This is a genomic window from Pseudomonas guariconensis (assembly GCF_015680235.1).
Classification (GTDB): Bacteria; Pseudomonadota; Gammaproteobacteria; order Pseudomonadales; family Pseudomonadaceae; genus Aquipseudomonas; species Aquipseudomonas guariconensis_A.
In genome coordinates this window covers 24,628-47,111 of the sequence record NZ_JADLJL010000029.1, presented here as the reverse complement: position 1 = coordinate 47,111, position 22,484 = coordinate 24,628, and the positions used below count along the sequence as shown (strand labels likewise).

At 66.4% G+C, this 22,484-nt stretch carries 21 protein-coding genes; 14 read left to right on the top strand and 7 right to left on the bottom strand.

Going from position 1 to position 22,484, the window contains the following annotated elements; all coding sequences use genetic code 11:
- Nucleotide 1: 1 nt before the first annotated feature.
- Genes IRZ56_RS18000 through IRZ56_RS17955 form a run of 10 tightly spaced genes read left to right on the top strand, consistent with a single transcriptional unit; the run spans nucleotide 2 to nucleotide 6,499 of the window.
- A complete protein-coding gene (locus IRZ56_RS18000; RefSeq protein WP_196146172.1) occupies nucleotides 2–544 on the top strand; it encodes a PilN domain-containing protein in 543 nt (180 codons plus the stop codon).
- Complete coding sequence (gene pilO, locus IRZ56_RS17995; protein ID WP_196146171.1) at nucleotides 531–1,082, top strand: type 4a pilus biogenesis protein PilO; 552 nt, start codon at nucleotides 531–533, stop codon at nucleotides 1,080–1,082. Before IRZ56_RS18000 ends, pilO begins: the two co-directional genes overlap by 14 nt.
- Entirely contained in the window at nucleotides 1,082–1,591 is a 510-nt protein-coding gene (locus IRZ56_RS17990; protein WP_196146170.1) for a hypothetical protein, read from the top strand. The genes pilO and IRZ56_RS17990 overlap by 1 nt, the downstream gene beginning before the upstream one ends.
- Nucleotides 1,588–3,459: a secretin N-terminal domain-containing protein gene (locus IRZ56_RS17985; protein WP_328306126.1), complete on the top strand. Its 1,872-nt coding sequence runs from the start codon at nucleotides 1,588–1,590 to the stop codon at nucleotides 3,457–3,459. The genes IRZ56_RS17990 and IRZ56_RS17985 overlap by 4 nt, the downstream gene beginning before the upstream one ends.
- On the top strand, nucleotides 3,456–3,929 hold the full coding sequence (locus IRZ56_RS17980; protein ID WP_196146169.1) for a type II secretion system protein: 474 nt from the start codon (nucleotides 3,456–3,458) through the stop codon (nucleotides 3,927–3,929). Before IRZ56_RS17985 ends, IRZ56_RS17980 begins: the two co-directional genes overlap by 4 nt.
- A 5-nt stretch (nucleotides 3,930–3,934) precedes the next feature.
- Nucleotides 3,935–4,309, top strand: coding sequence for a type II secretion system protein (locus tag IRZ56_RS17975; RefSeq protein ID WP_196146168.1), 375 nt, complete (start codon nucleotides 3,935–3,937; stop codon nucleotides 4,307–4,309).
- Nucleotides 4,284–4,811 (top strand): type II secretion system protein, encoded by a 528-nt coding sequence (locus IRZ56_RS17970; RefSeq protein ID WP_196146167.1) that lies wholly within the window; start codon nucleotides 4,284–4,286, stop codon nucleotides 4,809–4,811. The genes IRZ56_RS17975 and IRZ56_RS17970 overlap by 26 nt, the downstream gene beginning before the upstream one ends.
- Nucleotides 4,808–5,212, top strand: coding sequence for a curli production assembly/transport protein CsgE (csgE, locus tag IRZ56_RS17965; RefSeq protein ID WP_196146166.1), 405 nt, complete (start codon nucleotides 4,808–4,810; stop codon nucleotides 5,210–5,212). The genes IRZ56_RS17970 and csgE overlap by 4 nt, the downstream gene beginning before the upstream one ends.
- Nucleotides 5,209–5,628 carry a curli assembly protein CsgF gene (locus IRZ56_RS17960; RefSeq protein ID WP_084858976.1) on the top strand — a complete coding sequence of 140 codons (420 nt, stop codon included), beginning with the start codon at nucleotides 5,209–5,211 and terminating at the stop codon, nucleotides 5,626–5,628. The genes csgE and IRZ56_RS17960 overlap by 4 nt, the downstream gene beginning before the upstream one ends.
- Nucleotides 5,629–5,656: 28 nt before the next feature.
- Nucleotides 5,657–6,499 (top strand): CsgG/HfaB family protein, encoded by an 843-nt coding sequence (locus tag IRZ56_RS17955; protein WP_084858975.1) that lies wholly within the window; start codon nucleotides 5,657–5,659, stop codon nucleotides 6,497–6,499.
- A gap of 219 nt (nucleotides 6,500–6,718) precedes the next feature.
- Here the strand turns inward: IRZ56_RS17955 and alkB are convergent, their stop codons facing one another.
- The 5 genes from alkB to IRZ56_RS17930 all read right to left on the bottom strand — a co-directional run bounded on the left by alkB (nucleotide 6,719) and on the right by IRZ56_RS17930 (nucleotide 13,126).
- A complete protein-coding gene (gene alkB / locus IRZ56_RS17950) occupies nucleotides 6,719–7,363 on the bottom strand; it encodes a DNA oxidative demethylase AlkB (RefSeq protein ID WP_196146183.1) in 645 nt (214 codons plus the stop codon).
- 192 nt (nucleotides 7,364–7,555) lie between these two features.
- Nucleotides 7,556–9,001 carry a curlin gene (locus IRZ56_RS17945; protein ID WP_196146165.1) on the bottom strand — a complete coding sequence of 482 codons (1,446 nt, stop codon included), beginning with the start codon at nucleotides 8,999–9,001 and terminating at the stop codon, nucleotides 7,556–7,558.
- Between the two features lie 16 nt (nucleotides 9,002–9,017).
- The gene (locus tag IRZ56_RS17940) at nucleotides 9,018–9,500 is read right to left on the bottom strand and encodes a curlin (protein WP_196146164.1); all 483 of its coding nucleotides are present in this window, start codon (nucleotides 9,498–9,500) and stop codon (nucleotides 9,018–9,020) included.
- A gap of 15 nt (nucleotides 9,501–9,515) precedes the next feature.
- Nucleotides 9,516–11,747 (bottom strand): Ig-like domain-containing protein, encoded by a 2,232-nt coding sequence (locus IRZ56_RS17935; protein WP_196146163.1) that lies wholly within the window; start codon nucleotides 11,745–11,747, stop codon nucleotides 9,516–9,518.
- A 32-nt stretch (nucleotides 11,748–11,779) separates the two neighbouring features.
- Nucleotides 11,780–13,126, bottom strand: a complete 1,347-nt coding sequence (locus IRZ56_RS17930; protein ID WP_196146162.1) for a hypothetical protein — start codon at nucleotides 13,124–13,126, stop codon at nucleotides 11,780–11,782.
- Nucleotides 13,127–13,543: 417 nt separating this feature from the next.
- On the opposite strand from IRZ56_RS17930, the gene IRZ56_RS17925 reads away from it, so the two are divergent.
- The 4 genes from IRZ56_RS17925 to IRZ56_RS17910 are packed head-to-tail and all read left to right on the top strand — an operon-like array spanning nucleotide 13,544 to nucleotide 19,144.
- Nucleotides 13,544–15,457: a sigma-54-dependent Fis family transcriptional regulator gene (locus tag IRZ56_RS17925; RefSeq protein ID WP_196146161.1), complete on the top strand. Its 1,914-nt coding sequence runs from the start codon at nucleotides 13,544–13,546 to the stop codon at nucleotides 15,455–15,457.
- Nucleotide 15,458: 1 nt separating this feature from the next.
- Nucleotides 15,459–17,192, top strand: coding sequence for an ABC transporter ATP-binding protein (locus tag IRZ56_RS17920; protein ID WP_196146160.1), 1,734 nt, complete (start codon nucleotides 15,459–15,461; stop codon nucleotides 17,190–17,192).
- Nucleotides 17,182–17,859, top strand: a complete 678-nt coding sequence (locus IRZ56_RS17915; protein ID WP_196146159.1) for a S8 family serine peptidase — start codon at nucleotides 17,182–17,184, stop codon at nucleotides 17,857–17,859. Before IRZ56_RS17920 ends, IRZ56_RS17915 begins: the two co-directional genes overlap by 11 nt.
- Nucleotides 17,852–19,144, top strand: coding sequence for an NAD(P)/FAD-dependent oxidoreductase (locus IRZ56_RS17910; protein WP_196146158.1), 1,293 nt, complete (start codon nucleotides 17,852–17,854; stop codon nucleotides 19,142–19,144). Before IRZ56_RS17915 ends, IRZ56_RS17910 begins: the two co-directional genes overlap by 8 nt.
- Before the next feature lie 81 nt (nucleotides 19,145–19,225).
- On the opposite strand, the gene IRZ56_RS17905 is transcribed toward IRZ56_RS17910, so the two are convergent.
- Both IRZ56_RS17905 and IRZ56_RS17900 read right to left on the bottom strand, forming a co-directional pair.
- On the bottom strand, nucleotides 19,226–20,545 hold the full coding sequence (locus IRZ56_RS17905; protein WP_230390439.1) for an alginate export family protein: 1,320 nt from the start codon (nucleotides 20,543–20,545) through the stop codon (nucleotides 19,226–19,228).
- A 115-nt stretch (nucleotides 20,546–20,660) separates the two neighbouring features.
- A complete protein-coding gene (locus IRZ56_RS17900; protein ID WP_196146157.1) occupies nucleotides 20,661–22,154 on the bottom strand; it encodes an aldehyde dehydrogenase family protein in 1,494 nt (497 codons plus the stop codon).
- Between the last annotated feature and the right edge of the window lie 330 nt (nucleotides 22,155–22,484).

Sequence of the window (22,484 nt, the reverse complement as noted above, 5' to 3'; positions counted from 1 at the left end):
CATGCGCCGCCTCGACCTGGAATTCCAGCCCCACCGCAGCAGCCTGATGGCTTGGGCGTCACTGGCCCTGGGTTGCACCGTACTGGCCGCGCTGCTGCTGGTTCAGCAGCAGCTCGAAGGTGAGCGGCTGGACCTGGAAGAACGGGTTCACCGGCTTGAACAGCAACTGGGCCGTCGCCCGCAGGACAGCGCGCCGCAGGGCAGCGCCGCCAGCCGCGAACAGGCCGAGCAGTTGGCGCAGATGCGCAGCGTTTCGCAACAGCTGCAACGCCCCTGGCAGCAACTGTTCGCCATGCTCGAAGCCCAGCCCCAGGAAGACGTGGCGTTGTTGACGCTGACCCCCGATGCACGCAAGGGCCAGGTGCGCATCGCCGCCGAGGCCCGCAACCTGGAAGCCATGCTGCAGTACCACCAGCGCCTGGAGCGCAGCGAGGCGCTACGCGATGTCTCGCTGCTCAACCACGAGGTGGTGTCCGGCCAGCCCGAGCACCCAGTGCGCTTCAACTTGACCGCCACGTGGGAGACCGGCCATGCGCGTCCCTAGCCTGATCCTTCATGAACACCTGGCCCGCTTGGGCCGTGTCGGCGGCGCCGCGCTGCTGACGGCGGGCCTGGCCGTGCTGGTCGGTTTCGCCTGGGTTTTGCCGCAGTGGCAGGGCGTACGTGAACTGCGCGCCAGCGAGGCTGACGCCAGCGTACAGGTGCAGCGGGTCAGGCGCGGCGAGCTGAAGGTGGCCGCCAAGCCCGAGCAGCAGGCCCTCGACAGCCTGCGTCAGCAACTGCCCGGCCAGCCTCAGGCCAGCGAACTGATCGAGCGCCTGTACCACCTGGCCAGTGCCGAGCGTATCAGCCTGGCCCGTGGTGAGTACGCCCTGGGGGTCGACCCCAAGACCCAACTGGCGCGCTACCAGATCGTGCTGCCGGTGCGGGGCAGCTATCCGCAGATCCGCGGTTTCCTCCAGGCGCTGCTCGGCCAGCTGCCGACCCTGGTTCTCGAGGACCTAGAGCTACAGCGCAAGCGCATCGGTGACCGCGAGCTCAATGGTCGCCTGCGCATGACCCTTTACCTGTCGAGGTCGTGATGAACATTCAGCGCACGGTGATGTGGGCGGGTTTCCTCGGGCTTTCAGGCGCCTTGGCGTGGGCCCCTGGGCACTGGTTCGGGCAGCAGGATGAGGTGGCTCCACTCGCCGGCAAGCCGGCCCCCACCCAAATACAAGGTGCAGCCACCCAAGAGGGCGCCGGCTTGCCGGCGACGAAGCCAGCCCAGCCCTCGAGGGACCTGTTCCCACCCCAGCAATGGACCCCAGCCAAGACCCTCGCCACCGTCACCGAGAAACCCGCCGCCGCTATCCCCGTGGCACCGGCTGAACCCACCGCCCCGGTGCTGCCGTTCCAGTTCATCGGCCGCCTGGGCGACCGCGACGACCAGCAGGTATTCCTGCAGAGCGGGGAGAAGCTCTACGTCGTACGCCAGGGCGATGTGATCGATCAAACCTACCGCCTCGACCGGGTCTCGGCTACCGAGCTGAACCTGGTCTACCTGCCATTGCACCAGTCACAGACCTTGTCTGTCGGGAGCGCACCATGAAGCCGTCGAAGTTGTGCAAGCCTGCTCCGTTCATGCTTCTGGCCCTTTGCGCGGCCCTGGCCGGCTGCGGCTCGAACGCCACGCGCCAGGACAGCGCCGAGCTGATGAAAGAAGGGCAGTACGAGGCGGGTATCGCCATGCTGGAGCAGGCCTTGCGCGAGGACCCGCGTGATACCGAGCTGAACATTGCCCTGGCCCACGGGCGCCAGCAGGCAGTGGAAGCCTTGCTGACCCAGGCCGACAGCGACCGTATCCGCCACGATTTCGCCAGTGCGCGCATGGGCTATGGCCGGATATTGACCATCGAACCGAACAACCGCCGAGCCCAGGAAGGCATCCGCCAGTTGGAGCTGGTACGCAACCTCGACGAGCGCGTGGCCATGGGCCAGGCCGCGCTGCGCCAGGGTGACCTGTTCGGCGCCGAGCGCTACATGCGCGACGTGCTGCGCCTGGACCCGCAGAACCAGAAGGGCATCGCCTTGCGCAGCGACATCGAGAACGTCCAGGCACGTACCGCCCAGCCTTACCCGCAGCTGCGCAGCAAGCTGGAACGGCCGGTGACCCTGGAGTTTCGGGATGCCAACCTCAAGACCATCTTCGAGGTCCTGGCCCAGGTCGCCGGCATCAACTTCATCTTCGACAAGGACCTGCGCCCAGAGATGAAAGCCACCATCTTCGTACGCGACGTACGCATCGAGGACGCCGTGGCCCTGTTGCTGGAGCAGAACCAGCTGCACCAGAAGATCGTCAACGACAACACCCTGCTGATCTACCCCGACTCGCCGCAGAAGACCAAGGACTACCAGGAGCTGGTCATGCGCACCTTCTACCTGACCAGCATCGACGCCAACACTGCCTTGAACATGGTCAAGACCATGCTCAAGACCCGCGACGTGTTCGTCGACGAGCGCTTGAACACCCTGACCATGCGCGACACCCCCGATGCCGTGCGCATGGCCGAGAAGCTGCTGCAGTCCCAGGACCAGTCCAACCCGGAAGTGGTGCTGGAGGTGGAGGTAATGGAGGTGGCCCGTTCGCGCATCCTCGACCTCGGCCTGCAATGGCCTAATACCTTCGGCGTGCTCAATGACGAAGGCAACCCGGTCAGCGTGCTCGACCAGCTGCGCGGCATCGATTCGGGCCGCATCAGTATCGCCCCGGCGCCCCAGGCCAAGATCAACGCCGCCGACAAGGACATCAATACGCTGGCGAGCCCGGTGATCCGCGTGAGCAACCGCGAGCAGGCGCGCATCCACATCGGCCAGCGGGTGCCGATCATCAGCGCCACCTCGGTGCCATCGACCCAGGGCCCGGTAATCACCGAGAGCGTCACCTACCTGGACGTGGGCCTGAAGCTCGAAGTGCAGCCCACTGTGCACCTGAATAACGAAGTAGCGATCAAGGTGGCCCTGGAAGTGAGCAACGCCACGCCCCTGGAGCCGACCCGCCAAGGCACCATCCCGGTACAGGTCGATACCCGCAACGCCCAGACCAGCCTGCGCCTGCACGACGGCGAAACCCAGGTGCTGGCGGGCCTGGTGCGCAACGACCTGACCTCCAGCGGCAACAAGATCCCTGGCCTCGGCGACATCCCTGGCTTGGGCAGGCTGTTCGGCAGTAACCGCGACGACAAGAGCAAGTCCGAGCTGGTGCTGGCGATCACCCCGCGTATCGTGCGCAACCTGCCGTACCAGAGCCCGTCGGACATGGAGTTCGCCACCGGCACCGAGTCGAGCCTGCAGGTGCGCCAACAGATGATGGCACCGCTGGCGCAGCCTGAAACCTCGCAACCGGACGCATCGCAACCGCAGGGCACCGTGGCCACTGTGCCGGCCGCCGTCACTCGCCAAGTGGACCCGCTGCCATGAAACGCCAACAGCAGGGCTTCAGCCTGATCGAGGTGGTGCTGACCCTGGCGCTGCTCGGGCTGCTGGCCACCATGGCCGCGCCCTTGACCGAGACCGTGGTGCGTCGCGGCAAGGAGCAGCAACTGCGCGAGGCGCTGTACCAGATCCGCGATGCCATCGATGCCTACAAGCGTGCCTTCGACGCCGGCTACATCGAAAAGCGCCTGGACAGCAGCGGCTACCCGCCGAGCCTGCAGGTGCTGGTCGAAGGCGTGCGCGATGTGCGCAGTGCCAAGGGCGCCAAGTTCTACTTCCTGCGCCGCATCCCCCATGACCCGCTGGTGGCGGCCAAGCATGAGGACGAAGGCGGCTGGGGCCTGCGCGCCTACGACAGCAGTGCCGACAACCCACGTGAAGGCCGCGATGTCTTCGACGTGTATTCCAAGGCCAGCGGCAATGGCCTGAACGGCATCCCCTACGGGCAATGGTGACGACCATGAAACGCATCCGCGGTTTCACCCTGATCGAGCTGCTGGTGGTCATGGCGATCATCGCCACCCTGATGACCATCGCCATGCCGCGCTACTTCAACAGCTTGGAGGCCTCCCGCGAGGCGACCCTGCGCCAGAGCCTGGCGGTGCTGCGCGAGGCCCTGGACCACTACTACGGCGACACCGGCCGCTACCCCGAGTCGCTGGAGCAGCTGGTCGAACAGCGCTACCTGCGCAACACCCCGGTCGACCCGCTCACCGAGCGCAGCGACGCCTGGAAGCTGGTGCCGCCGCCGGAAGGGGTCAGCGGCGGCGTGGCCGATATCAAGAGCGGAGCAACAGGGAGGGCGCGTGATGGCAGCCTCTATGCCGAATGGTAAGGCCTGCGCGGGCTTTACCTACCTGGGCGTGCTGTTCCTGATCGCGGTCAGCAGCATGGCCCTGGCCGCCACCGGGACCCTGTGGGCTACCAACGCCCAGCGCGAGCACGAGCGCCAGCTGCTATGGGTCGGCGGGCAGTATGCCCAGGCCCTGCGCAGCTATTACCGCGCCTCGCCAGGCCTGGCCCAATACCCCCAGGCCCTTGAGGACCTGCTCGAGGACAACCGCTTCCCATCGCCACAGCGGCACATCCGCAGGCTCTACCCGGACCCGATCACCAACGGTCAGGAATGGGGCCTGCTGCGCTCGGTGGATGGCCGCATCACCGGCGTCTACAGCAACTCCGATGCCGCGCCGCTCAAGCGCAGCGGCTTCGATGCCCAGTGGTCCGGCTTCGAAGGGCTGGAGCACTACAGCGACTGGCAGTTCGTCGCCGAGCAGCCTTTCGCAGAGGCCGGCGGTGGCGCCCGCACCCACGCCGGCCCAGGAGACACGCCATGAACACGCGCGCCGCTCTGTGCTGCCTGTGCCTGCTGCTGGCCGCCTGGGTACCCACGCAGGCCCAGGCCGGCGCCGAGGACGAAATGATGGGGTTCATCGTCGACAACACTATTTCGCACATCGGCCATGACTTCTACAACGACTTCACCGACCGCCTGCGCGCCACGAGCCGCCTGGACTTCAACCTGGTGGTGCGCGAACGCCCCGATGCCCGTTGGGGCAGCTTGGTGACGGTGGAGTACGAACGCGAAGTGCTGTACCGGCGCTTCCTGCCGCCCAACACCACGCAACTCAAAGACGAGGCCGTCGCGGCGGCGGACCTGGTCAAGCAGCAAATCATCCAGCGCAAGCTGCAACGCCTGCTGCAGGACACCACTGATCTGGAGAGGGACGAGCTATGAACACGCGCATGCCCCGTTGTATTGCCGCCTGCCTGCTGGCCGGCGCCTTCGTCGGCCCCATCCAGGCCACGGAGCTGGTGTACACCCCGGTCAACCCGGCGTTCGGCGGCAACCCGCTCAATGGGACCTGGTTGCTCAACAACGCCCAGGCGCAGAACGACCATGAGGACCCGGACCTCAAGGACCGCGCGTCGGCCTTTGCCGGCACCTCCGCCCTGGAGCGCTTCAGCAACCAGCTCGAATCGCGGTTGCTCTCGCAGTTGCTGGACAATATCAGCAACGGCACCACCGGCAGCATGTCCACGGACTCGTTCCTGATCGACGTGATCGACGATTCCGGGGCCCTGAGCATCAAGGTCACCGACCGTGCGACAGGGGAAGTCTCGATCATCGAGGTCAGTGGCCTTAACCCCTGAGAGGGAAGGCCGATAGGGGAGAACGACCATGAAACGCCTGCTGAGCACACTGCTGATCCTCGCCACCTTGCAAGGCTGCGGCCTGCGCGAGCCCATGCCCGCTGAACAGGACGGGGCGATACCGACCCTGACACCGCGCGCCTCCACCTACTACGACCTGATCAACATGCCACGGCCCAAGGGCCGGCTCATGGCGGTGGTGTACGGCTTCCGCGACCAGACAGGCCAGTACAAACCGACCCCGGCCAGCTCGTTCTCCACCAGCGTCACCCAGGGGGCGGCCAGCATGCTGATGGATGCGCTCAATGCCAGTGGCTGGTTCGTCGTACTCGAGCGCGAGGGGCTGCAGAACCTGCTGACCGAACGCAAGATCATCCGCGCCTCGCAGAAGAAACCGGACGTACCGCTGAACATCCAGGGTGAACTGCCGCCCCTGCAGGCGGCCAACCTGATGCTCGAAGGCGGCATCATCGCCTACGACACCAACGTGCGCAGCGGCGGTGAGGGTGCCCGCTACTTGGGCATCGATATCTCCCGTGAGTACCGGGTCGACCAGGTCACCGTCAACCTGCGGGCGGTGGACGTGCGCAGCGGTCAGGTCCTGGCCAACGTGATGACCAGCAAGACCATCTACTCGGTCGGGCGCAGTGCCGGGGTGTTCAAGTTCATCGAGTTCAAGAAACTGCTGGAGGCCGAGGTCGGCTACACCACCAACGAGCCGGCCCAGCTGTGCGTGCTTTCGGCCATCGAGGCGGCGGTGGGTCACCTGCTGGCCCAGGGCATCGAGCGCCGGCTGTGGCAGGTGGCGGGCGATGGCAGCGGCGACAAGGCGGTGCTGGACAAGTACCTGAGCCAGTATCAGCAGCAGTGAGGGGGACCCCGTTAATCGCATGACTGTCCGATTCTACTGGGAGCAATTGTCTTGGGTGGCTTGCCCCGGCGCTATCGCTGGCAAGCCGGCTCCCACAGGGTGTGGTCGGCGCTGCACCAGTGAGAGCCGGCTTGCCCACAACCATAGAATCTCCCACAGGCATGGCCGTTTTCTCTGAAAACAGCGCAGGACAGGTGGGTGGGCTTGTCCCGCGACGTCTTACCTGGCCTTGCGCAAGGTCAGGTTGATCCGCCGCTCTCCCATCCTCGGGTGCACGCCAGGCTTGATCGGCATCACCCCGTGATACCGCAGGCGATCCTCGCCACCCCATACCAGCACATCGCCATGGCTCAAGGGTATCCGTTGGGTCCGGTCCGAGCGTTGCAGCCCGCCAAACAGAAACACCGCCGGCAAGCCCAGTGACAGCGACACGATCGGCTGGCCGAAGTCGCGCTCGTCACGGTCCTGGTGCAGCGTCAGGCGGGTGCCGGGCAAGTAATGGTTGATCAGGCAGGCATCGGGCACGAACCCCTCGAAACCGGCTGCATCGGCGGCGCGTGTTGCGAGCTCTAGCAGTGCCTGGGGCATTGCCGGCCACGGCTTGCCGGTCATGGGGTCGGTGGGGCTGTAGCGATAGCCTTGCTCGTCGCTGACCCAGCCCTGGGCACCGCAGTTGGTCAGGGCCACGGCCATGTGCAGACCACCAGGGGTGCGCATGTGCCGGAAGGGCGCGGCGCGCAGCACCGGGCGCAGGGCATCGAGCAGCGCCTCGACCTCGGCCAGGGCGAAACCGGGCAACAGCACGGTATGGCTGGCCAGGAGTTGCGGCTGGGGGCCGAACAGGTCGAGGTCGGACTGGATCATGGTGGCTGTGTCGGTTGGGTGTGCGGCCATTGTAACGTCGTTGCGCGAAGAGGTTTGCCTCAATTGCTTTGGTGTCTGTGAGAACGAGCGCCGCACGGGCGGCGCTCGATCGCACAGACACCACAGAAATCGCAGGAAAAAAGAACCGCGGCGCCAGGGAGAGGGAACACCGCGGTCCAAAGGGGGAGGGGGTTATTGCTGGGTGACGGTGGCCAGGTTGGCGGTGCCGTACTGGGTGATGGTGGCGCTCTGGTTCATGCTGCTCTGGTCCACGAAGGCCTGGTTGTTGGTGCCTCCCTGTGTCACGTAGGCGACATTGGCGCTGTCGACCTGCTTGATGGTGGCTTCGTTGCCGCTGCCGTACAGTTGGTAGGTGTAGCTCTGGTTGTATTGGCCGGACTGGTCGAGGGTGACCTTGTTGTCGCTGCCGGCGCTCAGGCCTGCGGCATAGTTGTTGTCGCGCTGATCGGCGATCAGCAGGTTATCGGTGCCGTTCTGTTCGAAATACAGTTCGTTGTTGCTGTCGGCCTGGTTGGTCAACATGGTGTTGTCGGTGCCTTTCTGGCCGAGCTTGGCGAATTGCTCCATGCCGTTCTGGGTGATGTTGACGGTGTTGCCGTAGCCGTTCTGGGTGATCTGCGCCTGCTGGCCCATGCCGAACTGGCCGCCTTCGCGGTCGCCTTTCCAGTTGCTGGCCTGGACCTTGTTGCCGTTGCCGGTGGTGCTGATGACCAGGCGGTGGTTATCGCCGTTCTGGTAGGTGAAGTGCAGGTTGTCGTTGCCGTTCTGGGTGATGCTGGTGACCGACTGGTTGGTCTCGAACTGATCTGACCAGCTGGCGTTGCGTTGGCCGCTCTGGGACAGGCTCGCGCTGTTGCCCTGGCCGAAGCTCTGGTCAATGTAGCCTTCGTTGTTCTGGCCTTGCTGGTAGACACTGGCGCTGCTGGCGATCTGGGTGTCCTGCCAGACTTCTGCGTTGTGAGCGGTGCCGACCTGATGGATCTCCAGCACGCCGCCCAGGCCGTCGCGCTGGTCGCCATAGGCCCAGCTGGCGTTGCTGTTGATCTGCTGGATCTTGATTTCACCGTTCTCGTGGAACATGTGTTCGGCGGCGGCACTGTTACCGGTGCCTTCCTGCTTGATCAGGCTCTTGTTGCCACTGCCGCTGAACAACTGCTCGACCACCGCATCGTTGCCGCTGCCTTTCTGGTCGGTGGTGGCCTTGGCCCCCATCTGCGAGTCCTGGAACACCTGCGAGCGGTTGCCGACCCCGTCCTGGATCTGCGTCGACTGGTTCTCCGCGCCCAGGGACTGGCTGGCGAAGTTGTCGTTGCCGCTGCCGCCGGACTGTTGGGTGAGCTTGCTGCCGTTCTCGAAGATCTGATCGCCGTAGCCGGCGTTGTAGGAGCCGGTGGCGGTCTGCTCGATCTGGCTGGTGCTGGTGTCCTGCACCGCCATGTGGTTGTGGCCCAGGCCGGTCTGGTCCTGAATGATCGTGGCGCTCGGTGCCAGGTTCTGCAGTACTTCGGCGATGTTCTCGGTACCCTGCTGGGACTGTTCCGAGATGCTGTCAGCGGCCATGGCCTGGCCGGCGACCGCCAGTACAATGGCGGCGCTTAAGGGAGCGAGCTTGAACATGGTGGTGCCTCCAGGTCTATCGGTATTGGGTGATCTGAACGTATTGGCCGTTGCCGGCCTGGGTCACGGCGCTGGTCAGCCCCGTGCCGCGTTGTTCGATGCTGGCGTTGTTGTAGTTGCCGATCTGTTCGATCGACGCGCTGTTGTTGCTGCCGCTCTGGCGGATCGCGGCGTTGTTGCCCTGGCCCTGCTGGACGATCGCGGCCATCAGGTCGCTGCCTTCCTGCAGGATGTACGCCTCCTGCGCACCCCCGGCCTGGACGATGCGGCCCAGCAGAGCCTGGCCGTTCTGGTCGAGGGCGGCGCGGTTGCCCGACCCCTGCTGCTCGATCACCGCCACCTGGCCGGCGCCGGCCGGCAGCAGGCGCACGATCACCGGTTCGCCGAGGTCGCTGCCGACCGCAAGGTCAGCGTTGTCCATCAGGTCTTCGGCCCAGCCGGGCTGAAGGGCCTGGCCCGCCAGGGCCAGGCAGAGCAGCAAGGGGTTCAGGGGTTTCATGGCGTCCTCCCTGGGCTACTGCACGACCACCGGCACGGTACGCGTGGTGCCCTGGCTGGTGGTGATGGTCGCCGTCGGGTTGGCTGATGGCACGATGGTGGTGCTGTTGCTCACGATCAGGCGCCAGCGTCCGGTCAGCGGTACAGGCACGCTGCCAAGGGTCACCAGGCCGTTTGGCGTGGTCACTTGCACCGTGACGGTATTGCCGGTGGTCACCGAGGACGTGCCGCCGAAATCCCAGTTGAAACGGTTGTTGGAACGCGCCGTGACTGTCGCGGTGGTCACCGTGAAGGTTTCCTGGGCCGGGCGTGGCGACACCTGCACGGTGACCGTGCCGTTACCGGACAAGGCGCCCAGGGCATCACGCGCCACGTAGGTGAACGTGGTGGTGAAAGGTGCGGTGACCGTGGCCGGGGGCGTATAGGTGACGGTACTGCCATCGGTGCTGACCGTACCTTGGCCTGCAGGTGGCTGGCCGACACTGGCCACGGCCAGCGGCAGGTTGTTCTCCGGGTCGGTGTCGTTGGCGAGCACGTTGATGGTCAGTGGCACGCCCAGGGTCGCTGCGCTGTCCGCGACAGCGGTTGGCGCCTGGTTGGGGGCGACGTTGACAGTCACCGTGGCCGGTTCCGACTTCAGGCCCTTGGCATCCTGGGCGCGGTAGCTGAACGTGGCGGTGAAGGCAGTCGTAGCGCCGGATGGCGGGGTATAGGTGACCGCCGTGCTGCCGTTGGTCACGACCGAGCCGAGGCCGGTGCCGGGCTGGGTAAGGTCGGCGATGACCAGCGGCACGTTGCCGTCCGGGTCGCTGTCGTTCTCCAGCAGGCTAAGGGTGATGGGGACGCCGACACTGGTGCTGGCGACATCGGCCTGGGCCAGTGGTGGCTGGTTCTCGGCCGCGACCGGGGCATTGCCGACCACCACCACCGGCTCGACATCGCTGCCACCGGCGGCGGACTTCACCGTGACGCTGGCGGGCGGTTGGGGCAGGTCATTGACCGTCAGGGTCTGCACGGTGCCCGCCTTGGACAGGCGGCCATAGCCCTGCGCAACCAGGTCGGGCACCTGCACTTCGTCGCTGGAGCTGGCTTCGATCACCAGGCGTTTGGTGGCCCAGTCGAAGCGCGCGGTGCTGACTTTCACCACGTCGGTGAGTTTGCTCGACAAGGACGTCGGTCGGGTACCACCGGCGCTGCTGCTGGCCGTGACCACGATCACCGGTGGCGGTGGGTCCTGGCTCAGCTGATGGCTGAAGAACAGCCCGTTGTTGTCCGAAAGCAGAGTGTACTGGCAAGGGGAGGGCGGTGTGCCGACCAGGGCCAGGCCATGGCGCATGCACAGGCTGGCGTCGTTGGGCGCCTTGGCGAACACTTCGACGCGGGTACCGTTGCCGTTGCGCTGGTACGTGGCGCGTTCCAGGGTCGCCGGGGTCTGGGCGCGCGGGTCGAGGACCTTGCCCGAAAGCGTGAAGACATTCGTCTGGATATGCCCGGCGGGGCCATCGATGGCCACGAAGTTGGTGCCGAACGGGCTGCCGATGACCGCCTCGGTGAGGTTGGGGTCGCCGACGTAGGTTTCGGTAGCGCCAGTGTCGGGGTTCACCTCGGTGTAAGGGCCGTTGACGCTGCGCAGGAACGGCCCGATGTCGCCATTGAGTGCGCCACTGAAATCGCCTGGGGCACCGATGCCGATGTCGCGGGTGATGTTGATCGCTCGGCGCCCTGGGGTGGTGACCTCGACCCTTTCGACACCGTAGGGGTGGGTGATGGTGTAGGTCCCGGCGGTTGGCACCGAGGCGCGGATACGGATGCGGGCGAAGCTCTGCTGGTCGCCGTCCACCGGGTTCTCGGCCGCGAACGCCGCCTCGACACCGGCAACATACACTTCCAGCTCGTAGCCACTGTTGCCGACGGCCGGAATCTCGGTTTCGGCCAGGAACCAGAACATTTCTGGCGGCCAGTTGTCAGGGAACACCAAGGGCAGGGTGTCATCGTACACGCCAGGCTCCGGGAGCAGGGTGCACATGTAGGCCGGGGCCCCTGGCGCGCCGGGGGCGCGCGAACTGGTGGCGCGCGACTGGCACAGCTCCAGGGACAGCTCGCCGGCATCCTTGTACCACATCGGATAACCACCGGTGGCCAGGGTGTAGGGCCCCGGGTCGACTTCGCTGAGCGCTGCCCAGGCGGCGCTGGAGAGGGTGAGGGAGAACCCGGCGGCGTACAGCGCCCGGCGTGGCCAAGTGTTCATGCTGCCTCCTTGAAGGCGAAGCCTTTGTCTGTTCATGGCACCAGCACCACGTCTTCGCTGTCGCTACCGCCATGGGCACTGGTGACCTGCACCTTGGCCGGTGGGATGGGCGAGAGCCCGGTGGTCAATGTCTTCACTGCGCCGTCGCCGGACAGGCTGCCGATCTGCGCGCCGTTGCCGGTACTGGCGGTCATGGCCGGCGGCGAGGTCTCGTCGCTGCTGTTGGCCACTAGCGTCAACTGGCCGCTGGCCAGGCTGTACTCGGCACGGGTGATCGTGACCAGGTCGGTCAGGGGCAGGTTGGCGCTGGTGGCCGTGCTGGTGGGGATGGCCAGACTGTTGTCGGCGCTGATCGTCAGGTTGGCGGGTATCGATGGGTCGAGTGCCGACTGGGCGTACCAGGCACCGGTGCCGTTGGCTTCGGTCAGCGACAGGTTGGGCGTCTGGCTGGTGAGGGTGACCGTGGCCGGTGGTGGTGGGGCCATGACGAAGACATCCTGCTGAGCGCGCAGGTCGCCATTCTCGAAATGCCGTGAATAGGTGCTGCGCTGTGGCAGCAGCGGCGTCGGCAGGTTGACCGTGGACAGCTTGCCGGACACGGCGAACAGCTCGGTGCGCAGGTCCAGGCCGTTGGGGCCTTCGATGCGCACGTAGTTGGTGTTGAACGGGCTGCCGGTCACACGCTCTTCGAGGTTGGGGTCGCCCACGAACTGCTCGCTCGCACCGGTTTCCGGGTTGGTCTCGGTATAGGGCCCGTTGACGCTACGCAGGAACGGCCCGACATCGCCCTTGAGCGCGCCGGTGAAGTTGCCCGGCGAGCCGATGCCGATGTCGCGGGTCATGTTGATCGCCCGCGTACCCGGGGTGGTCACGTCGAACACCTCGACGCCGTAGGGGTGGGTGATGATATAGGTCCCGGCGGTCGGCACGTCGACCCGAATGCGTATCCGGGCGAAGCTGATCTGGTCGCCTTCCTTGGGCTCCTCGGCACCGAACGCCGCCTCGATCGCCGAGACGTAGCCCAGGTCGATGCCCCGGGCGGCATCGACGATGGAGGCGTCACCGGTGAACCAGAAGGCTTCGTCGGGGAAGTTGCTGGGGAAGGCGATCGGCCGGGTGTCGTCGAATACCCCGGGTGTTGGCAGCAAGGTGCACATGTACGACGGCGCGCCGGGAGCACCGGGTGCCCTGGAGCTCACCGCCTTGGACAGGCACAGATCGAGCGTGCGGCCGTGACTGTCCTGGTACCAGGCGGCAAAGCCGCCGTTCTCGGGTAGATAGGTGCCCTGGTCGACTGCGTTGAGCGCAGCCTGGGCCGGAAGCTGGAGCATGCTGGCGAAGATCGCCACTGCCAGCGGGTGGGGTGTCAATCGGTGCATGAGTCAAACCCTCCTGCAAACGGGCCCATGGGTTGGGGCGTCTGATGAGGGATCGGCAACAGCCGTGCCAGTTTTTTGATATGTCGCTTGAAGGGCTCTAGGGCGGTGGTTCTGGCGCGGCTGCGAATTGCTTTTGCAGGGAAGGGCGGTGGGCTGTGGGCCCCAGCATTGGGGAATGCCCGGGGGCAACATCACCCGTTGTAGAGTCTCCCCCTTTCCGATGGGAGATGATCCCGCCCTCCCACAGAGGCTGTGCCAGTCGAAGGGAAGGCCTTCAGAGCTTTCGATCTTTACGTAAACGTAAACTTTATGCCACGCTCCACCCCAGCCGGATGACGGCGCGCGGATTCTGACGCACACTGCAACGAGTCCCGAAGCCCGTTGCTCCTGACTGTAGGAGCACAGCTGGAGTAAACGATGGCGCGACAATTACCAATAACAGACGCCTGCGACCCGTTACACGAATCCCGCCAGGCCCGCCTGAAACTGGCCAATGAAGGCGAGCTGCCCTCCGGGATGCTGCGTGAGGAAATCGACGCTTCCTGGCGGCGTAGCCTTGGCCACGGCCTGGACTGCCTGCAGAATGAGCAGGTAGGCCTGGGTTCGCGCCCCGGCCATGACTTGCGCACGCTGCTCGAACACAACCGCCTGCTGATCGACGCCGTGACGCCCGACCTCGATTACCTGGTCAAGCGCCAAGGCAAAAGTGGCATCGTCATACTCGGCGACGCCCAAGCCAACGTCCTGGCCATCGAAGGCCAGGCCCAGGTGCTTGGTCGCGAGGGCCTGCGCGACCTGCACCCGGGCAGTTGCTGGAGCGAGTCGCTGCGCGGCACCAACGCTATCGGCACAGCGGTGGTCGAAGGCCGGCCCACGCTGATCAACTGCGGCGAACACTACCTCGATCGCCTGAGTCCGTTTTCCTGTACATCGGTGCCGCTGCGCGACCCGCGCGGCGAAGTGATCGGTGTGCTCGATATCACCCGCGAAGGGGTGATGACCCAGCCCCAGGACAACCTCACCGCGCTGATGCTCGCGGCCGGCAACATCGAGGGCCGGTTGTTCGGCCTGTGCCACCCTGAGCACCTGGTGCTAGCCTTCCACAGCCGCCCGCAATACCTGGCCAGTGCCTGGCAAGGCCTGTTGGCGCTGAGCCTGGACGGCGAAGTGGTGGCAGCCAACGACAACGCCTGCCAGTTGTTGCAGGTATCGCGCCAGGCCCTGATCGGCCGGCGCAGCAGCGACCTGCTCGGCGAGCGCTCGCCAGCGTTCATCGCCCGGCTGTGGCAGGGCGGGGTGAGCAGCGTGCAGACCGCCAAGGGCGAATTCTTCTTCCGCGCCTTGCAACTGCCGCGTCATGGCAGCCTCAACGGCGCCGTGGCGCCTGGCAAGCCTGCGAAGGCCGCCCAGTCGCTCGCCCTGGAGGCGCTGGCCGGAGGCGACCCGCGTCTGGCCCGCGGCCTGCGCATGGCGCGCCAGGGGCTGATCAATGGGCTGCCGGTGCTGCTGCTCGGCGAAACCGGTACCGGCAAGGAAGTGGCGGCCCGCGCCTTGCACCAGGCCAGCCCGCGTGCGGAAAAGCCCTTCGTGGCGGTCAACTGCGCGGCCATCCCGGAAGGGTTGATCGAGTCGGAGCTGTTCGGCTACCGCGAGGGCGCCTTCACCGGGTCGCGCCGGGGCGGCATGGTCGGGCGGTTGATGCAGGCCCATGGCGGCACCCTGTTTCTCGACGAGATCGGCGACATGCCCCTGGCGCTGCAGGCCCGCTTGCTACGCGTATTGCAGGAGCGGCGAGTGGCGCCATTGGGCGCCGGCGAAGAGCAGGAGATCGATGTGGCGTTGATCTGCGCCACCCACCGCGACCTCAAGCGCTTGGTCGCCGAGCAGCATTTTCGCGAGGACCTGTACTACCGGGTAAATGGCGTCTCCCTGCGCCTGCCGGCGCTGCGCGAGCGGGACGACCTGGCAGGTATCGTCGAGGGCCTTTTGTACAAGTTCGGCGCCAAGGGTGTGACCCTGGACCCGGCTCTGGCCGAGCTGCTCGACGGTTTCGACTGGCCGGGCAACATTCGCCAGCTGGAAATGGTGCTGCGCACCGCTCTGGCCATGCGCGAGGACGGCGAGCAGGTACTGGGCCTGGACCACCTCACCGACTGCTTGTTGGACGAGCTGGCCAGCGGCGCGCCGCCGTCGGGCAGCCTGCGCGAGAACGAGCTGGAGCTGATTCGCGGGGCCCTGGCCCGGCACCAAGGCAACGTTTCGGCGGCGGCCGAAGCCTTAGGCATCAGCCGGGCGACCTTGTACCGCAAGCTCAAGCAACTGCGCGGCTGACATGGGCGGCCTGTTCGCGCGGCTGGTGGAAACCAGCGACCCCGTGCTGATGCGCCAGGCCCTGGCCTGGCTGTATGGCTTCGTGCGTCCCCAACGGCGCGCCATCGCCGTATTGCTGGGCTTGTCTCTGGCGGCGTCGCTGCTGGCCCTGGCCCAGCCCTGGCTGGTCAAGACGCTGATCGATGAAGGCCTGCTGGCCCGGGACTACACCACCCTCTGGCACATGGCAGCGATCATGATCGCCGCCGGGCTGCTCGGCACTTTGCTGTCGGGTATCAACCGCTACCTGCACACCCGCTTGTCCGGGCGCATCCTGTTCGCCCTGCGCGACGACCTGTACCGCCACCTGCAGCAGCTCTCGCCGGGGTTCTACGGGCAACGGCGCACTGGCGATATCCTTTCCCGGCTAGACGGTGACGTCGCTGAGATCCAGCGTTTTGCCGTGGACTCGCTGTTCTCGGCGGTGTCCAGCGTGATCGGCCTGGTCGGCGCGGTCGGCCTGATGCTAATGCTGTCCTGGCAGTTGTCGCTGTTGCTGGCGTTGCTGGTTCCGATCGAAGTGCTGTGGCTGCGGTGGATGCGACGCAAGGTCGAACGCGAGGTGCGCAGCCTGCGCGAGCGCTCGGCGGACGTGTCGTCGTTCCTGGTCGAGACGCTGCCGGCGATGAAGTTCATTCAGGCGGCCGGCCAGCAGGACCGCGAGGCCGCGCGCCTGGATCGGCTCGGGCAGGGCTACATGGGCCAACTGCTCAAGGTTCAGGTCACCGAATTCTTCACCCAGGCGGTGCCCGGTACGCTGACCTCGCTGTGCCGCGCCTGCGCCTTCCTGGTCGGGGGCTGGTGGGTGATCCAGGGCACCTGGCAACTGGGCGCGCTGATCGCCTTTTCCACTTATCTGGGCATGGCGGTGGGCCCGGTGCAGAGCCTGCTTGGGCTGTACGTCGCGGTGCAGCGCATGGCGGTGAGCCTGGGGCGGGTGATGGAGCTCAGGCAGGCGCCGGTGGCGGTGCGCGAGGCCGACACCCCGCAGCCGATGCCGCAAGGGCCGGGCGAGCTGCGCCTAGAGACGGTGGAGTTTGCCCATACCGGGCGCCAGGGCGCGGTGCTGAGCAAGGTGGACGTGCATATTCCAGGCGGCCTGAAGGTGGCCGTCAGCGGCGCCTCGGGCGTGGGCAAGTCGACCCTGATCGACCTGCTGCAGCGTTTCTACGACCCCGATGCCGGGCGCATCCTGCTTGATGGCATCGACCTGCGCGAGCTGGACCTGTCGGCCTTGCGTCGGCGCATCGCGGTGGTCAGCCAAGACATCGTGCTGTTTCGCGGCACTCTGGCGCAGAACCTGGCATACAGCACACCCGAGGCGAGCCTGGCCGACCTGCAGCGGGTGGTGAGCCTGACCCGGCTGGACAGCCTGGTGCAAAGCCTGCCGCTGGGCCTGGACGGCCTGCTCGGCGAGCGCGGCCAGCAACTTTCCGGCGGCCAGAAGCAACGCATCGCCATCGCCAGGGCGTTGTTGCAAGACCCAGCGATCCTGGTACTCGACGAGGCGACTTCGGCGGTGGATGAAACCACCGAGCGCGAGGTGATCGCCGCCATCGACCAACTGTTCGTCGGGCGTACCCGCATCCTGATCAGCCACCGCGCCTCGACCCTGGCCGATGCCGACCTGCACTTGCATCTGCACGAGGGCCAACTGCGCATCTTGCCTCGGGAGGTGGCGGGCCATGGCCAGTGATGTGCGCGTCGGCGTGATCGACAGCGGTTGCTCGCTCGAGCAGGCCGGCCAGCTGGTGGCGGCACGTCGTTTTTGGCTCGAGGACGGCATGCTGCGCGAAGGGGTGCCGTTGCCCGATCGCCTGGGTCACGGCAGCGCGGTGTTGGCCAGTGTGCAGGCGCAGACGGGCGAGTTGCCCGTGCTGATGGCTCAGGTCTTCGACCAGCAATGGCGCACCAGTGCCTTGCAGGTGGCCGCAGCCTTGCTGTGGCTGGTGGAACAGGGCGCGACCCTGATCAACCTCAGCCTGGGCCTGCACCAGGACCGCCCGGTGTTGCGCCAGGCCTGTGCCGAGGCCCAGGCGGCCGGCGTGGTGCTGTGCGCCTCCAGCCCGGCCCAGGGCGGCCCGGTATATCCGGCCCGTTATCCGGGCGTGATACGCATCACCGGCGACGCCCGTTGCACGGCGGCGCAGTGGTCTTGGCTGGGCAGCGCCCAGGCTGACCTGGGCGGCCCCGTGGGCGGGCAGGCCATGGCAGGTGCGAGCCTGGCCTGCGCCGCGCTCAGTGGACGGATCGCGGCCTGGCTGGCTGCGCATCCGGGGCTCGGGCGCGAGCAGGTGTTGGCGCACCTGCGGGGCGGTGCGGCCTATACCGGGCCAGAGCACAGGCGCCTCGGTGATGGCTGAGCCACAGGTGCTGGTACTGGGCGCGGGCCCTGCCGGTGCGGCGACGGCCCTTGGGCTGCGTCGGCTTGGCTATCCGGTCACGGTGATCTCCGACTGGCGTCGTTTCGCCGCAGTGGAGGGGGTGTCCCAGCGCGTGCTCGAAGGGCTGCGCCATGCCGGGCTGGTCGACGCCTTGCGCCAGGCAGCCGTGCCGGCGACCCGGCAGGTGCGCTGGAACGGCGAACAGTTGCGAATGAACCAGGAGTATCTGCTCGACCGCCAGCGTTTCGACCATGCGTTGCGTGACGACCTGCATCGCGCCGGGGTGACGCTCGTCGAAGGCCGGGTGCGAGAAGTGCAGCACCAAGACGGCTGCCACGTGCACCTGGCCGATGGCCAGGTGCTGCACGGGCAGTTCCTGGTCGAGGCCCGTGGCCGCCAGGCGCCGTTGGCCGCGGACCGGTTGCGCGGCCCGGAGACCGTGAGCCTGTTGAACCTCTGGCAGTCCACGCCGGGCGAGCCCGCCTCAGCGGTAGAGAGCCTGGATGACGGCTGGGCCTGGATGGCACGGCTTGCCGATGGCCGCTGCTATTGGCAGGTGACCCTGGATGCCGACGGCCTGCCTGGCAAGGCTGCCTTGCCCGAATACTGCGCCGAGCGCAGGCGGCGTTCGGCGCTGGTGGCGCAGCTGTTCGACGAGCAGGCCTTACGGCCCAGCGAAGTGCACGCCCGCAGCAGCACGGCGATCCTGGCCGGCGACTGCGTGGGGTCGGATTGGGTACGGGTAGGAGACGCGGCCATGGCCGTGGACCCACTGTCGGGGAATGGGATCTTCCAGTCGCTGTCGTCGGCGATGCAGGCGCCGGTGGTGATCAACACGCTGTTGCGCGAGCCTGTGCGGGTGGCCCTGGCCCGGCAGTTCCATCAGACGCGGGTGGAGCAACTGTTCCTGCGTTTTGCCCGCACAGGGCGGGACTTCTATGCCCAGGAGCTGGAAAAGGCGGGCCGTGGCTTCTGGGCACGGCGTCGGACGTGGCCGGATGCGCAGCCGATGCATCTTGCCGCGCAGTGGCAGGCGGTACGCATCGAGCGCCGACCGGTGCTGCGCGATGGGCTGGTGGCGCAGGCCGAGGTGGTGGTGACGGCGGACCAGCCGCTAGGGATCTGGCACCTGCACGGCATCGAGCTGGCCTCTGTGGTGCGAGGATTGCAGTCGGGGGCATCGGTGGAACAGGTATTGGGCAGCGTACCTGCGCAGCAGCGGGCGATGGTTCTGCGGTGGTTGGGTGAGCAGGGGTACCGGTGAGGGGGGCTGGGGCTGCTTTGCAGCCCTTTCGCGGCACAAGGCCGCTCCTACAGAAAGTCCGCGCAGCGGTCCCCTGGCTGGCTAGAAGAACGTCCCGACGACCACCTGCAGATAGGTGCCGGTATCCCGCCCGCCCAGCTGCACGCCACCGTTGTCGGCACTGCGTTCAGGCGTATAGAACCCCACCAGCGGGCTGATCAGCAGGTGGTCGTTGACCATCCATTCCAGGTACAGGTCTATCTCACGACCGCCGAAGTTGCCCTGTTCGGTTTCCAGGGTATCGAAGTCGAAATACAGCGCCCCGAGGGTGACGTTGTCCCGTGGTTTGGCCTTGAGGCCTAGGTGATGCACCTGGGTATTGCTGTTGAACGGCCCGGCATAGTTGGCGGCCACTTCACCCTGGAACCAGGTGCCATAGCCACGGCTCATGCCGAAGAACAGTGGGTCGAAGTCCTCGGAGAAACGGCTGTAGCGGTAGGTGGCGGTCGGTGACCAGGGCAGCGCGGAGAAGGTCCAGTTGCCTTCCACGTACCAGGCGTCCTCGCGCCCACCGGTTCGGTCTTGGGTGACATATTCGGCGGCCACTTCCAGGTCCTTCACGCCCAGGCTGCCGCGCCCGCGCAGGCTGTAGGTGTCCATGCCGTCGCGGTGCTCCAGGCCCATGATCCGGGCATAACGCTGGTCGACGTCGAGCCCGCGGATCCAGCTCAGGCCGACGGTGCCGATGTCGCCGACATGCTCCAGGTTGCCCACCGCCAGGGCGGTGTCGGCCTGGTGGTGGTTGTCGGACTTGAGCCACATCAGGTCGCCGCGCCAACCCTGGCTGCCACCCACACGCAGCACGCCGGTGCGGTCGAAGGCCTTGCGGGCGGCCAGGTAGTACGCACCGCCCCGGTTGAAGTTGGCGCCCAGGTCGACCTTGCCGAGGTTGACCGGGTCGCCCTGGATCAGGAAGCCGTCGCCCAGGGTCACCACCTGGCGCCCACCGGACACATCGATGCCGTCCTCGCCCAGGGCCGGGAACAGGTTGCCGGACCGCCAGCCGAGGTAGGCATCCTCCACGGCCGTGCGTCGCTCGTCGCCCAGGGTCAGGCCCGCCGCATCGCCATCGCCCCAGGTGGCGGAACTGAGCAGGCTGAAGGCACCGTACGCGGTGCCACGGTCGGTCAGGGCCTGGCTAGCGCTCAAGCCATACTTGACGTACCCCTCGCGCCAGGCGCTGCTGCCGGGCTGGCGATTGCCGGCCTGGTTGAAGCTTTCGTCGCTGTGGAAGATGCCGAACAGGGCTTCGAGGTCGGCATTGAGAACGGTGCCATTGTGGTTGTAGAGTTCGTGGGCGGTAGCGGTTTGCAGGGCCGTGGTAAGCAGCAGGGCCAAGGGAAGGGGGGAGATTCGAATCATCGGGGACGCTCCATTTTTCTTGTTCTGGTTTGGCGCAATCGTTGCCGGGGCTGTAAGGCCCAATCGCGGGGCAAGCCAGCTCCCAAGGCGATCGCCCTATGGGAGCTGGGTAGCGTCAGAGCTTGATCAGGACCGACTTGAGCTCGGTGTAGTGCTCGATGGCATTGGCGCCCATTTCGCGGCCGACCCCGGACAGCTTGTAACCGCCGAACGGCAGGGCCGGGTCCAGGGCGCTGTGGCAGTTGACCCACACCGAGCCCGACTTGATGCGCGGGATCATTCGGTGCACCACAGCCAGGTCGTTGGACCAGATGCTCGCGCCCAACCCGTAGGGGTTGTCGTTGGCCAGGCGCACCACCTCGTCGACATCGTCGAAGGGCATGGCCACCAGCACCGGGCCGAAGATTTCCTCCTGTACCAGGCGATGGCGCTGATCGACGTCGACGATCACCGTCGGCTTGACGAAGTAGCCCGGCCCGAAGCCCTCACCGCCACAGGCGATGGTGGCGCCCAGTTCACGGCCCAGGTCGATGTATCCGGTGACCCGGTCCTGCTGTTTGGCCGAGATCAATGGGCCCATCTGCACGGTCGGGTCCAAGCCGTTGCCAAGCTTCATGTTGTTGGCGATGCCGGCGATGTCGGCGACCACGTTATCGAAGTGCTTGCGATGTACATACAGCCGTGAACCTGCGCAGCACACCTGGCCCTGGTTGAAGAAGATCGCCGTGGCTGCGCCAGCTGCGGCCTCCTGCAGGTTGGCATCGGGCATGACGATGGTCGGCGACTTGCCGCCGAGCTCCAGGGTGACGCGGGTCATGTTGTCCATGGCGGCCTTGCCGATCAGCTTGCCGACCTCGGTGGAGCCGGTGAAGGTCAGCTTGTCGACCTCCGGGTGGTTGCTCAGTGCCGCGCCGGCGTTCAGGCCGGTGCCGGTGACCACGTTGAATACCCCGGCCGGGTAGCCGGCTTCATTCACCAGTTCGGCCAGTTTCAGGGCGGTCAGCGGGGTCTCGTCGGCGGGCTTGAGTACCAAGGTGCAGCCGGTGGCCAGTGCCGGGCCGAGTTTCCAGCACGCCAGCAGCAGCGGGAAGTTCCAGGCCACGATCGCCCCGACCACGCCCACCGCCTCGCGGCGGATGAAACCGTGGAAGTGCGCGTCGGGCATCAGCGGCAGGGAGGGCTCGATGGTACTGCCCTCGATCTTGGTGGCCCAGCCGGCCATGTAACGCAGAAAATCGATGGCCAGCTGCACGTCCATCGCCTGCGCCACCGCGGCGCTCTTGCCGTTGTTCAGGCATTCCAGTTCAGCCAGGACTTGAGCGTCGCGTTCCATCAGGTCGGCTAGGCGCCATAGCAGGTTCTGCCGATCGCGCGGGCGCAGGCGACTCCAGGGCGAGTCGTCGAAGGCCTGGCGTGCCGCCTTGACCGCGCGGTCCACGTCCTGCAGGTCGGCTGCAGGCACCTCGCCGAGGATTTCGCCAGTGGCCGGGTTGCGCAAGGCCATGGTCCGGCCACTGACGGCGTCCTGCCAGTCGGCGCCGATACGCATCTTCAGCTTGCGCGCGAGGAAGGCGCGGGTGGCGGGCAGGAGGGGCAGGTCGCAATGCATGGTTCGGTGCCTCTTGTCATGTGGGGTGACGGGCACAAGCGCAATCGGCATGCCAAGGCTGAAGTCGGCTGCCAATGGCCTGAACTACAAGGGTTTTCCTGGGCATCGGGGTTGAAAAAGCGGGACTATGCTGTTGCACATTGAGACGGAATGAGACGCGGTGAAACAGTCATTGCCCGGTACTTCCACCGGGGGACAAGCACGCTCCTGCACGTCTCTGTGGAAGCGGGTTTGTCCCGCCATTGGGGCGCACGATGGCCCTTGTCTCAAGCTGAAACACCCTGTCGCGAATTGGGACGTTCCAACTCGCTGTCAGCCGTATGAGGTTGA